Source organism: Bacillus sp. AK128 (assembly GCF_053903075.1).
On record NZ_CP096379.1, the window covers coordinates 1,925,343 to 1,939,240 of the forward strand.

A 13,898-nucleotide genomic window follows, 5' to 3' on the forward strand; every position below is an offset into this window, starting at 1 on the left:
AAAGTTAATTTATTTTTAATAGGTCTTTTGTTAATTGGATTTGTTCTTAATCTAGCAAAAGGAATATGATACTTTTCAAAAAAGGTGACAAAATATGAAGATGTTTAATAAAATTATTGATTTCCTCAATAGACAAAAAGATAAAGACTTATGGGGGGATAGTAATAAGGATTTAACCCAAGATGAAAAAGAATATTTAGACAGAATTCCAAATCAAAATCCATATGGTATGGTAGGATTGATTATTAGTGGAATTGCTTTTATGTTTCCTCAATTTGGCATTTCTCTATTAACACTTTTCTTTTGCATGATAACGTTTTTTACTTTTGATAAGAAAAAAGAAGATAATCCTTGGACGTTTTTCATAGGTATAATGCTATCTTTGTTGGGAGTATATATGTTCATTATAGGTGAAACTCCTCCTCTCCTGTAATGATTTAAACCGTCTTCATGTCATAGAGCTTAGTAAAAATCGTAACAAGTAGGTTAGTAATTACATTTGAATGCTTATTTCAGATAGAGGTAAAAATGACTCCTCAAATTAGTTAGTTTGAATAAAAAATAAACCGATTAGACAAATAAAATAAGAGGAGGATAGCACATTAATATGGGGAAATTAAAATGGTTCTTTTACTTGATTGCAGTCTTATTAATTGTCATTCCAATATCTTTGGTTCTGATGTCTGATGATGTTACATTCAGTTCCGCTTTTAGTAACACAGTAATTACTTCGTCAATCTTATTAGTGATACTTGGGAAGTTGATCAGTATATTTGAAAAGAGAAAAGATAATAAAAGTTTTGTTTCAGATTTTGGAATAATAATAGGAGTATCTATTGTGTTAATTACCAGATTGATTTAATTAAGGATATTGAACGTGAAATAGATATCGGGCTTGGTAGGGGATAAAAATTGAACCCAAATAATAATAAATCTCAAGAAAATCCTTTTGTGTTAGTAATAATGAGTGTTGTTGCTATTTTATTAGGTTTTAGTGGTGTCGACCGTTTGTTTAATAATGATTTTTTAATCGGAATACCTCAAGTGATTTTAGGTTTTGTAGCTGGAACCCTAGGATTTAAACAATATTGGAAAACCAAAAAACGAGGAGGCTCACCGCACGCCCCGCGGAAAGCGAGTGTCCTGCAACGAAAATCAACAACAAACTTTAACAGAGCTAAACACAAAAAGCCTGGATTTTAACATCCAAGCATTTCTCATTTTCTAGTCAAATACTTAACCAAATCGATCCAGAGAGATAATCTCTTTATTAATTCTAGTTAACCTGCTCAAACAAATTATTAGCAAGAAACGTTTCTATTGTTTGAGCGGAAACACCTAAAGCCGAAGAATAGATAGATAGGTCAGAAAACCGTATGTCCAGATGTGAATTACTATGCTTAAGTGTAGTAGCCTTAACAAAATCAACCATGGGCTCCATTAACCATTCCTTTGCCATGGCAAGTCTATTTCCGATAATAATTTGCTCTGGGTTAAACGTATTAGAAATATTATTAATGCCGATTCCTAAGTAATGACCAATTTCAGTAAACAAGGCTTGTATTTCTGTTGACTTGTTTGCTTCCTCGATTAAGTATTCTAATGTGATGTCGTTATTAGTCTGTATGAGTGAAGAAGCAGAGTTCAATAGAGACTGCTCTGACGCGTACTGCTCCCAGCAGCCCTGACTTCCACAGGTGCATTCTCGACCGTTAACATGGATAATCATATGGCCCATTTCACCTGAGAAACCTTCTGCCCCTCGGTAAAGCTGGTTGTTGAGAATAAATCCAACCCCAATTCCGATGCCAGCACTTACGTAAATGAGGTTTTCCTTTTCTTTGCCTGATCCGAAAACCTTTTCTCCATATGCACCAGCATTTGCTTCATTTTCAATGAGGACTGGCAGGTTAAACTCTTCTTCAAGTTCACGTTTTAGGTTACTATTTTTCCAACCAAGGTTTGGTGCCAGCAATACTTCCCCTTCTTTATTCACAATTCCAGGGACACCTACACCGATCCCGATGACACCATAGTGGCTAGCGGGTTTTCCCTTTATGAGGGAATGAATGATTTGTTTGACAATCATCATACCCTCCTCATAAGATTCCTTCTTAATCGTCTGCTTTAATTCGGAAATGATATTGCCCTCAAGATCTGTAAGGATTCCTAATATATAATTAACCCCAATATCGATACCAATTGAAAAGCCAGCATCTCCATTAAATAGAAGCATAACAGGGCGTCTGCCTCCACTTGATTCACCTGGGCCTGACTCATAGCAAAGGTTAGCATCTAACAATTCACTGACAAGCGAGGAGACAGTTCCTTTGGTTAACCCAAGTTGCTGAGCAAGTGTCGCACGGGAGATGGGAGCCTGTTCTTTAATCATTTGTAATATAGTCTGTTTATTATTTGCCTTTACTACTTGCTGATTCCAAGTCATATCGTTACTCCTTAACCTAACACTGTTGCGATAGTTTGTCTTTTTAGTCTGTTTTTTAAAATCATTGTTTTAAGGCGTAGTACACCAATCAAGTAAACTTCACCTAATTTTCTACGAAAGAATAGCCTATTAATAAAATACTATAAACTTGTGGAAATTTCTAAATTTTATTGACTAAAAACTTAGTTCGTTCTCTAGACAAACTAAGTATACGTTGTTATAATCCAATTGTACAGATGTAAACGATTTCATATATACTAATTGGAGGAATGTTAAATGAGTTTCTTTGAAAATGTGAATCAAATTAAATACGAAGGTCCAAATTCAAACAATCCATATGCATTTAAATATTACAATCCAGAAGAACAAATCAATGGTCAGTCCATGGAAGAGTTTATGCGTTTTGCTGTATCCTACTGGCATACGTTCACAGGTGAAGGAACAGATCCATTTGGTCAAGGCACGATGGTAAGACCGTATGATAAGTTTTCAGGAATGGACTTAGCAAAAGCTCGTGTAGAAGCTTCCTTTGAATTTTTCGAAAAGTTGAATGTTCCTTTCTTCTGTTTCCATGACTTTGATGTAGCACCAGAATCAGAATCACTACAGGAGACTTTCAAGAACTTAGATGAAATTGTTGTGATGATTAAGGATTACTTAAAGACTAGTAAAACAAAGCTTCTATGGAATACAGCGAACATGTTCTCACACCCTCGCTGGTTGAGTGGTGCGGCAACATCTCCGAATGCGGATGTGTTTGCATACGCAGCTGCTAAGGTGAAAAAGGGATTAGAAATTGGAAAAGAGCTTGGTGCAGAAAACTATGTATTCTGGGGTGGCCGTGAAGGGTATGAAACATTATTAAATACGGACATGAAGCTTGAATTAGATAACTTAGCTCGATTTTTTCATATGGCAAAGGACTATGCGAATGAAATTGGTTTTACAGGTCAGTTTTTAATTGAACCAAAGCCAAAAGAGCCAACAAAGCATCAATATGATTTTGATGTAGCTACTGGTCTAGCTTTCTTACAAACTTATGGTCTAAAAGATACGTTTAAGTTTAATATAGAAGCAAATCACGCAACGCTAGCTGGTCACACATTTGAGCATGAGCTACGTGTAGCACGTATTAATGGAATGCTTGGCTCAGTTGATGCAAACCAAGGTGATACATTACTAGGATGGGATACAGATGAATTCCCAACAGACTTATATTCTACTACATTAGCAATGTATGAAATTATTAAAAATGGTGGCCTTGGTTCAGGTGGTCTAAACTTTGATGCAAAGGTTCGAAGAGGTTCATTTGATCCAGAAGATTTATTCCTAGCGCACATTGCTGGAATGGATAGCTTTGCAGTCGGAACGAAGGTAGCTCAAAAGCTAATTGATGATAAAGTGTTAGATGATTTTGTAGCAGATCGCTATAAGAGCTATACAGAAGGGATTGGACTTGAAATCGTGGAAGGAAATACAGATTTCAAAAAGCTAGAACAATATGCCCTTGGTCTTGATGGCATTACGAACAAGTCAGGAAGACAAGAAAACTTGAAAATGATCTTAAATCAATACTTACTAGATGCATATCGCGGATAACAAACAATCAATGCTGGACTACATAATGTAATCCAGCATTTTTTCCTAGAAAATTTTAAAAGGGTGAGAGAGATGAAATATGTCATTGGTGTGGACCTAGGAACAAGCGCTGTAAAAGTGTTGCTAGTCAATCAAAGCGGTGAAATAATAGATGAAGTTTCAAAGGAATATCCATTAATCCAGGAAAAAGACGGATATAGTGAGCAGGATCCAAATGAATGGATTGAAAAAACGACAGCTGCTTTAAAAGAGCTTGTTGAAAGGTTTGCAGGAGATGTAAGCTCTATTGAAGGAATTAGTTTTTCAGGACAAATGCATGGTTTAGTGTTGTTAGATGAAAATCAACAGGTTTTACGTCATGCTATTCTATGGAACGATACAAGAACGACGGAGCAATGCAGGCAGATCTATGAACTTGTAGGTGAGGAAAAGCTTTTACAAATCACGAAAAATCCTGCTCTTGAAGGATTCACTTTACCGAAGCTACTATGGGTGAAACAATATGAATCTGAAACGTTAGAAAAAGCAACAACGTTTATGCTCCCAAAAGATTACTTGCGTTTTAAAATGACAGATGAGATTCATATGGAGTATTCAGATGCGGCGGGTACATTGCTCTTGAATATTGCAGAGAAAGAATGGAGCCAGGAGATTTGTGAGTTAGTGGGTATTAATAAAGATCTTTGTCCACCATTAGTTGAGTCAACGGCTTGTGTCGGTTCGATTACAGAAGCGTTTGCTGCACAAACTGGCTTGAAAACCACGACAAAAGTGTTTGCAGGTGGGGCAGATAATGCTTGTGGAGCGATTGGATCTTCTATATTATCAGAAGGAAAAACACTTTGTAGTATTGGTACATCTGGTGTCGTTCTTTCATATGAGGAAACGAAAGACCGTGATTTTGCAGGAAAGGTTCACTATTTTAATCATAGTAAAGAAAATGCTTTTTACACGATGGGTGTGACATTATCAGCTGGACATAGCTTAAGCTGGTTTAGAGATACATTTGCTCGTGGAGAAGAGTTTACAGCTTTGTTGAAAGATTTAGCCAATGTCCCGATCGGTGCAAATGGGCTGTTATTCACGCCTTATTTAGTAGGAGAAAGAACTCCACATGCGGATGCCACTATTAGGGGAAGCTTTATTGGAATGGATGCTTCTCATAAACGGATTGATTTTGCACGTGCCGTTATAGAAGGGATTACGTTTTCTTTACGAGAATCGATTGATATTTTCCGTGAGAGTGGCAAAACGATTGATACGATTATTTCCATTGGGGGTGGAGCCAAAAATGATACATGGCTTCAAATTCAAGCAGATGTATTTAATGCTAAAATTGTGAAGCTAACTAATGAGCAAGGGGCAGCAATGGGGGCTGCCATGATCGCTGCATACGGGGTGGGTTGGTACCAATCACTTGAAGATTGTGCAAGTGAATTTGTAAGCTATGATCAAACGTTTGAACCTATTAAAGAAAATGTTGAAAAATATAATGAGCTTTATCATTTATATAAAATGGTTTACTCTCAAACAATAGAGCTAAATACTGGCTTGAAGAGATTTAGAAATAATTAATGCAAGAGAGGTAGATGTAGGGAACATGAAAGTGATAGAAAAGATCTTCGGTTCATTAAACGGGAAAGATGTAAAATCCTATACAGTTACAACCGAGAATGGGTTAGAACTTACTTGTATAGAGTATGGATGCGTCATTACAAGTATAAAAGTACCAGACCACGCGGGGAACCTTGAAGAAATTGTACTCGGTTATGACACGATTGAAAAATATGTGAGTCAATCGCCACATTTTGGTTGTATCGTTGGTCGAAACTCGGGTCGAATTGAAGGGGCTTCCTTTGAATTAGATGGTGTTACCTATTCTCTTTCTAAAAATAATGGAGAGCATAATCTTCACGGTGGCCCGAACGGGTTAGATAAGGTGATTTGGAGTTCTTCGGTTGAAACAACTGAAGACAATGTAAAAATAATCTTCGCTTACTTAAGTCCAGATGGTGAAGCAGGGTTCCCAGGAAACCTCAACGTTACGGTTACGTATACGATTAATCAAGACAATGAATTACTTATTTCGTATGAAGCCGTCTCTGATCAAAAGACGATCGTGAATCTAACTAATCATACGTATTTCAACTTAAGTGGCAATTTAAAGACAAACATACTAGATCATGAACTGACGTTAAAAAGCGGTAGTTATTTAGAGCTTGATTCGACTTTGATTCCAACGGGTGTTGAGGTACCAGTAGAAGGAACTGTATTTGATTTTAGACAACCTTCTTCTTTTAAAAGAGGAGTAGACTCAAATGATGCCCAAACGGTGATGGTTGGTGGAGGGTATGATCATCCATTTTTGTTAAGTACCAATCATGACAAAGAAATTGAGTTGGTAGATCGAACAAGTGGAAGGAAGCTCGTAATAGAAACAGATGAGCCTTCCGTTGTACTCTACACAGCCAATTCATTAGGAAATGAATTTTCGATCCGAGGAAGACAATCGGAAAACTATTTAGGTGTATGTCTCGAAACGCAAAAGCCACCAAATATGATTCCTTCTTTTATCATAGAAGCAAATGAAAAATACAAAACAAAGACAAAATACTCCTTCCAACTAAGCTAAGGCTGCAGTAAGAAGAGTCCTATCTAAGAATTAAAAAGAAGGGGAGTTATGATTCACATCGAATATTCTATGTGATACATTTTTCCCCGTCTTGTAGGATTTGCAAAATATTAAGCGTTTACATTGAAGTGATAATCTTCAAATCTACAAACCAATCCATTAATTACAAACAGTTAAGGGATTTCCTTAACCAACTTTTTAGATTAATAAACTGCTATTGTTTGAGAGGATGAAACACGATGAAATCATGGCTTAGGAGATATAACACACTACGAAACAAAATACTATTTATCTATCTATTTGCCATGATCATCGTGTTAGCCTTCGTCGGCATGATTACGTATACCATTGTTTTAAAGCTGATCACAAATAATGCAGAAGAACAAATGCAGCAAACAGCGGTTGAAGCGATTGGTAGAATGGATTCTCTCTATCAACAGATTAATAATCTAAGCATCCAAGTTGCCACAAATTCCAATGTTCAGTCCATGCTAATAGCTGAACAGTCAGGTACAGAGCCTACCTTTTCTGACCGTCAGTCACTAGTGGATAAAATTAATAGAATACAAATCTATTCAACTGGTATTGCTTCTGTTGACCTTTATTCAAGTGACTTTGATAAGCTTGTTCCCCTTGATGATATTCGTTTATCAACACGCTTAGAGCATGACTGGATTTACAGTGCCCAAAAGGCGAATGGAGGGCTTGTTTGGGTCGGAAGAGATTCAAGTTATCCTTATAATTTCCTGGCCATAAAAAGTGTAAACCTAATTGATCGAGATTTCTCGATTGGTGGCTACTTACTCATCGAAATAAACCCTGATTATTTTCAGCTTAAACATTCAAGTGATTATATGATTCTAGTTGGAAATAACGATCAGATCATTGCATCCAATTACAACGGAGATATAGATGGAATTTTAAGCCATGAAGATACGAGGGTTAGTCTAAATGAAAATGATTATATGGTCGTTAAACAGCAATCTAGTTTAACGGACTGGACACTAGTTATGTTAATGCCATTCGACGAATTAATGGAAGGTGTCTCAGTCTTACGAACGGCCACTTATATCTCAGGAGTTTTTGGTTTCTTCTTCTTCCTAGTCTTGTCTTATATTATTTCTACGATGATCACTAGGCCCCTCTTTAAATTAACCAATACAATGAAGAAAAGAAGAAAGGGAGAATTATCCTTCAATGTCGAGTCCTCTCAAACATTTGAGATTAAAGAACTCAACAAAACGTATAACGAAATGGCGGAAGAAATCAATCATTTAATTCAAGTGGTTTTCGAAAAGGAGCTACTTCGAAGCCGGACAGAATTAAAGGCGCTACAATCCCAAATTAATCCTCATTTCCTCTTTAATACGTTAAATGCTATTTATTGGCATTTAGAAGAACAAGGTGATGAAAAATTAGCGGAGTTAATCATCTCGATGTCGGAGCTATTTCGTTATACGATAGATCACAATTCTAATGGTGAATGGGTGACCTTGAAGCAAGAATTGGATCATATTGAAAAGTTCATGAAGGTAATGAAATTTAGATTTGATCATATTACCTGGACCATTGAAATAGACGAGCGATTTGAGAATGTTAAAATACCGAAACTATTGATACAACCTTTAGTAGAAAATGCAATTATTCACGGGGTGAACAATAAAATCGGTAATGGATTTATTAAGGTGGTCGTTGAAAAAATTGAAGAGAAGAACAAGCTTCTTTTTAAGGTGATTGATAATGGAAAAGGAATGGATCTTCAAACAATAAAAGGGTTATACGGACAGTTTGAAGACCACGATTACGCTCAGATAAAGGGTAATGGTATTGCCATCAAAAATGTGAATAAGAGACTAAAGCTTTATTATAAGGAAAATCAAGAAGGTTTGAAGATTGAAAGTGAAGTCAATAAAGGCACAAGTTGTACGTTTGAAATTCCATTAGATGGAGGTATGGATCATGCGTAAAAACATACTGGTTGTTGATGATGAGTCCATAACACTACAAGGATTAAAGAAAACACTGGAAGGCTGGGCAAATTCTAATAAGGAGATATTAATAGCGCCAAATGCGGCCTCAGCCATTGAATTGTTTCATACCAAAAAGATTCACTTGCTTATAACAGATATTGATATGCCAGAAATGACAGGACTGGAAATGTTAAAAGAAGTTAGGAGTAAAGGGCAGCTTCCAGTAGTCATTGTTATTTCAGCTCACTCAGATTTTAAATATGCTCAGGAAGCAATTGAGCTAGGAGTAGTCCATTATTTGCTAAAACCTATTAATAAACAAAAGTTGATTGATGTGGTTGAAAAGGCCTTAGAAATAGAAGATAAACGAATTAGAGTAAGCATCATTGAAAAGGTAGTAGATGATCAACTCATCCATATAAAAGAGGATGAGCAAATTGATGGCCCAATTGAAAAAGCGATTAAATACGTAGATTCCAATCTTTCTAATCCCATTAATCTAAAGGAAGTTGCTGGACATGTACATTTAAACCCGAGCTACTTTAGTGTCTTATTTAAAGAGCAGACGAATATGACATTCAGCGAATACATCACACGAAGTAGAATTCAAAAAGCGAAAAACCTATTGTTAACCACGAATTTATCGGTAAACGAAATTGCAGAAAAAGTGGGATATAATACACCAAAGTATTTTATCAAAATCTTTAAGGAGTACGAAAATGTGACACCAAGTAGGTATAAAAGGAAGTAATCTAAAAATTATGGAATTTTAACTAATCAATGTTACCTTACTAGGAAAACCCTGTGGTGATACTATTAAGTTGTACTAATCAATATGGAAAAAAACAGGGGGTAAGATGATGCTAAAGAAGAAAGCGTTTACACTTAGTGCGATTCTTTCAATAGTTTTTGCACTTGTATTAGCAGGATGCTCAGGATCACAGGAAAGCAGTGGAAATGATAATTCAAACTCAAACTCAAACTCAAATTCAGATTCTGAGTCAGAAGAGCAAGTTACAGTTAACTTTATGCACTTATGGCCAGCAGGTAGCTCCAAGCAACATAACATGATTGTACAAAACATTATTGCAGAGTATGAGGACGCAAATCCAAATGTAAACATCGAAGAGGAAGTTCTTTCAAATGATCAATATAAAGAAAAAATTAAAATACTAGCTTCTTCCAATAAGTTACCGGATGTTGGATTGACTTGGGCTGCAGGCTTCTTGGAGCCATATGTAAGCGGTAACAAGTTTGCGGAATTAGATGATGTATTAGGAGATGGTTTATCAGATTCATTCATCTCAGGTACAACAGAAGCTTATGCAGTGGATGGTAAGACATACGGATTACCGTTAGAGTTAAACATTGCACCTATATATTACAACAAAGCAATTTTTGCTGAACATAATTTAGAAGTACCAGAAACATATGAAGAATTTAAGAATGTAGTGAAGACATTAGCAGATGCAGGTGTTACGCCAATTACAGTCGGAAATAAAGAACCTTGGACTGGTTCTATGTGGTACATGTATTTAGCTGACCGTTTCGGAGGTCCTGAAACATTAACGAACGCGATTAACCGCTCAGGCACATTTGAAGATCCAGCTTTAGTTCAAGCTGCTGAAGAAATTCAAAACTTAGTGGATATGAATGCATTTGTAAAAGGATATAACGGACTTGGAAATGAAGAGGCGAAAGGTCCATTCATGAACAACCAAGCAGCAATGTATCTTATGGGTACTTGGGAGCTTCCAAACTATACAACAAATGAAGATGTTCCACAAGAATTCAGAGATTCAATCGGTTTCTTCAAGTTCCCAACAGTTGAAGGTGGAAAAGGCGATATTGATAGTTTTGTAGGTGGTCCTGGTGTAGGTCTATTTGTATCAGAAAACTCTGAGGTAAAAGATGAGTCGAAAGATTTCGTTAAGTTCTTTGTAGAAAAATGGGGAGAAGTCTCCGTTACAGATGCGGGTGTAATCCCAGCAACAAAGGTTGATACGTCTTCAATCGATTTACCAGAAATGTATATTGAAGTATTAGATGAATTAAGTAACGCAAGCAATATCACATTATATGCAGATGTTCAAATGAGCCCAGCAGTAGCACAAGAGCACTTAAATATGATCCAATCTTTATTTGGAGGACAAATTTCTCCAGAAGAGTTTGCGAAAAAACATGAAGAAGCTCTAGCTGCAGAGGAATAAGATTTAAACTTTTACTAAAAAGGACATATCTTGATCTTCCGATATGTCCTTTTCTAGTAATCTATAATTTGCTAGTAAAGAGCTCTAACATCCAGCAAGGGCTAAGCAAATAGCAAATGCTTTTTTTCTTTTGAATCTGTTAAAGTAGAGAGTTGATTTATAGCAGAGTTGATTGTAGTGGAAGGACGCGAGACTCCTACGGGAGCAGCGTGACAGGTGAGACCCCACAGGCGCAGCCGAGGAGGCTCACCGCACGCCCCGTGGAAAGCGAGTGTCCTGTAACGAAAATCAACAACAATGTTTAACAAAGCCTTTCTTTTTGGCTGATTCGTGGGAAATTAAGATTTCTTAGGGATCAGTCAAAAATAAACAAGTGCACTGAACTGATAACTATTTATTTTTAAGGGGATGAAAGAATGAACAAAGTCATGTCTAATAAACTCATCATTACTATGTATGTACTCCCCGCGCTACTGTTAATCATGGTATTAATCTATATCCCTATCATCTTAACTGGATATTATGGACTTATGAAGTGGGATGGAATCGGTGAGATGTCATTTATTGGCTTGGATAACTATATTAAGCTCATACAAGATGGAGATTTTTGGAGTAGTGCCCTGCACTCGTTTCTATTAGCACTCTTCTCAGGAGTAAGTTTAATCGGTTACTTGGCTATTTCTCTCGTTCTGGCAACGAAAATTAAAGGTGCCAATACGTTTCGAAAAATCTACTTAATTCCGATGCTATTATCATCAGTAGCAATCGCCCAGCTTTGGTTAAAAATCTATCATCCTTCAAACGGTATGTTAAATAGCTTTTTAATGGCAGTGGGAGTCGACAACCCACCAGCATGGTTAGCCGAGCCAAAGTATGTTCTATTCGCTATTTTTGTACCCATCATTTGGCAATATGCTGGGTTTTATATCATTATTTATTATGCTGCTTTAAAGAATATCCCAGATTCAATAGTGGAGGCAGCAAGAATTGATGGAGCGTCTCCTTTACAAATTGCCTATAAGATTAAGCTGCCATTAATTGCTGGAGTGATAAAAGTAACGATTGTTTTAGCCATTGTTGGTTCACTAAAATACTTCGATCTCATTTATGTAATGACCGGTGGAGGCCCTGATGGTGCTAGTGAAGTAATTGCATCGTATATGTATGACAAAGCCTTCGTAACCTATGATTTCGGATATGGTAGTGCAATCGGTTTCTTCTTACTACTAATCTGTTTAGTGGTGACATGGTTGATTCGCAAACTTACAGCGACAGATGAAGAAATTCAATACTAAGGAGGGGAATTCAGTGAATAAACTAGGATATGCAATTCTGTATACAATATTAGGCATCTTTGCTTTTTTTCAAATCTATCCATTAGTTTGGCTTGTATTTTTCTCCCTTAAAGATAATTCGGAAATATTCAATGACTCACCATTTTCATTACCGTCAGATCCGAAATGGGAAAACTATGCGACTGTTTGGACTCAGGGGAATATTGGCGTGTATTTCTTCAATAGTGTATGGATTACCGTTACTTCTGTTGCCCTTACCGTAATTGTTGCAAGTTTAGTAACATTTGCGATTACTAGAATGAACTGGAAATTAAATAAATTGGTCCTTGGGTTATTTATGGTAGGACTAATGATTCCCGTTCACTCTACATTAATTCCGTTGTTCGACTTTTTCTTACGAGTAGACTTAATCGATCACCCTCTAGCGGTTATTCTATCGTATGTTGCCTTTAACTTACCGCTCACGATCATGATTTTGCTCGGGTTTTACTACACGATTCCTCGTGAGATTGAAGAAGCGGCTATTATGGATGGATGCTCGGTACACCGACTCTTTTTCCAGATTACTTTACCAATCACGATGCCGGTAATCTCAACCACCGTCATTATTAATATGATCTATAACTGGAATGAATTTGTGTTTATTAATACTTTCATTAGTGATGATAATTACAAAACGTTAACGGTCGGAATCCAAAACTTCATCGGTCAGTATATGACAGATTGGGGAGCAATTGGGGCAACGCTTGTAATCAGTATTTTACCAATCCTTCTAGCTTTCTTATTTTTTAGCAATAAGATTGTGGAAGGAATTGCGGCTGGGTCTGTGAAAGGTTAAGAAATAGCCCAAATGTAATAAATGTTGTTTCAGTGAAGCAACATTGGAAATGTCATATCTTTTAGCAACTGAAATAGCACCATAACTCACATCTAGACAAGGATATTGTCATCTTGTGAGTTATGGTGCTATTTGTTTTTAGTCAGTTTCTAAGAAACTCCATGATTTTATGCATTATATGGTAAAATATACTAAAAAATAATGAAATTAGAATGTAAGTGTGTATTAATCTTAATAAAGAGAGAAATGTCTAATGAAGGTAGAGGTAGATTTATGGAATTATGGGATGTGTATGATATAAATCGAAGCAAAACGGATCGTACATGGGTTCGTGGAAAAGAGCTTGAACCTGGAGATTTTCATTTAGTTATTCATGTATGTATTTTTAATTCAAAAGGGGAAATGCTCATTCAACAAAGGCAATCCTTCAAAGAAGGTTGGCCTAACCTGTGGGATCTCACGGCAGGAGGAAGTGCCATTGCTGGGGATACAAGTCAATTAGCAGCTCAAAGAGAACTGTATGAAGAGATTGGATTAAAACTAGACTTCCAGCATTTACGACCGCACTTAACGATTAATTTTGAGAATGGATTTGATGACTTTTATTTAATCCAAGAAGACGTGCAATTACATATGCTTACGTTACAGTATGAAGAGGTTCAAAACGTAAAATGGGCAAGCAAGGAAGAAATTTTGTCGATGATCAAAAACGAAGAATTTCTTCCTTACTATGAAAGCCTTATTCACTTACTATTTGATTGCCGGGACAAGCGTGGAACTATTCAAAGGTAAAAGAGAATGACTCCCCAAAAACTAAAGGGAGAGGGTGTGGAATAGGAAACTTTAACTAAAGCAAATAAATGTTAGTTTAGTCAGCAGCAAAATTTATTATGAAGAATTGCACTTTA

Annotated in this window: 12 protein-coding genes; 11 read left to right on the top strand and 1 reads right to left on the bottom strand. The window is 36.4% G+C overall.

The genetic code is table 11. The annotated features are described in order from the left end of the window. Positions 1-94: 94 nt before the first annotated feature. Positions 95-433: a cell division protein FtsK gene (locus M1D60_RS09570; protein WP_456278932.1), complete on the top strand. Its 339-nt coding sequence runs from the start codon at positions 95-97 to the stop codon at positions 431-433. Positions 434-912: 479 nt separating this feature from the next. Continuing rightward, positions 913-1,203 carry a hypothetical protein gene (locus M1D60_RS09575; RefSeq protein WP_456278933.1) on the top strand — a complete coding sequence of 97 codons (291 nt, stop codon included), beginning with the start codon at positions 913-915 and terminating at the stop codon, positions 1,201-1,203. Positions 1,204-1,276: 73 nt separating this feature from the next. Here the strand turns inward: M1D60_RS09575 and M1D60_RS09580 are convergent, their stop codons facing one another. After that, positions 1,277-2,446 (bottom strand): ROK family protein, encoded by a 1,170-nt coding sequence (locus M1D60_RS09580; RefSeq protein ID WP_456278934.1) that lies wholly within the window; start codon positions 2,444-2,446, stop codon positions 1,277-1,279. Between the two features lie 276 nt (positions 2,447-2,722). On the opposite strand from M1D60_RS09580, the gene xylA reads away from it, so the two are divergent. The 9 genes from xylA (at position 2,723) to M1D60_RS09625 (ending at position 13,782) form a co-directional block, all read left to right on the top strand. Next, the gene (gene xylA / locus M1D60_RS09585) at positions 2,723-4,045 is read left to right on the top strand and encodes a xylose isomerase (protein ID WP_456278935.1); all 1,323 of its coding nucleotides are present in this window, start codon (positions 2,723-2,725) and stop codon (positions 4,043-4,045) included. Between the two features lie 72 nt (positions 4,046-4,117). Beyond that, on the top strand, positions 4,118-5,620 hold the full coding sequence (gene xylB, locus M1D60_RS09590) for a xylulokinase (RefSeq protein ID WP_456278936.1): 1,503 nt from the start codon (positions 4,118-4,120) through the stop codon (positions 5,618-5,620). A 25-nt stretch (positions 5,621-5,645) separates the two neighbouring features. Then, positions 5,646-6,677, top strand: coding sequence for an aldose epimerase family protein (locus M1D60_RS09595; protein WP_456278937.1), 1,032 nt, complete (start codon positions 5,646-5,648; stop codon positions 6,675-6,677). Positions 6,678-6,916: 239 nt separating this feature from the next. Then, positions 6,917-8,644 carry a sensor histidine kinase gene (locus M1D60_RS09600; protein WP_456278938.1) on the top strand — a complete coding sequence of 576 codons (1,728 nt, stop codon included), beginning with the start codon at positions 6,917-6,919 and terminating at the stop codon, positions 8,642-8,644. Next, positions 8,637-9,398, top strand: coding sequence for a response regulator transcription factor (locus M1D60_RS09605; protein ID WP_456278939.1), 762 nt, complete (start codon positions 8,637-8,639; stop codon positions 9,396-9,398). Before M1D60_RS09600 ends, M1D60_RS09605 begins: the two co-directional genes overlap by 8 nt. A gap of 109 nt (positions 9,399-9,507) precedes the next feature. Further along, the gene (locus M1D60_RS09610; protein WP_456279401.1) at positions 9,508-10,857 is read left to right on the top strand and encodes an extracellular solute-binding protein; all 1,350 of its coding nucleotides are present in this window, start codon (positions 9,508-9,510) and stop codon (positions 10,855-10,857) included. A 416-nt stretch (positions 10,858-11,273) separates the two neighbouring features. After that, positions 11,274-12,152 (top strand): carbohydrate ABC transporter permease, encoded by an 879-nt coding sequence (locus M1D60_RS09615; RefSeq protein WP_456278940.1) that lies wholly within the window; start codon positions 11,274-11,276, stop codon positions 12,150-12,152. Further along, the gene (locus tag M1D60_RS09620; protein WP_456278941.1) at positions 12,133-12,990 is read left to right on the top strand and encodes a carbohydrate ABC transporter permease; all 858 of its coding nucleotides are present in this window, start codon (positions 12,133-12,135) and stop codon (positions 12,988-12,990) included. The genes M1D60_RS09615 and M1D60_RS09620 overlap by 20 nt, the downstream gene beginning before the upstream one ends. A 273-nt stretch (positions 12,991-13,263) precedes the next feature. Beyond that, a complete protein-coding gene (locus tag M1D60_RS09625; protein ID WP_456278942.1) occupies positions 13,264-13,782 on the top strand; it encodes an NUDIX hydrolase in 519 nt (172 codons plus the stop codon). Positions 13,783-13,898 lie beyond the last annotated feature (116 nt).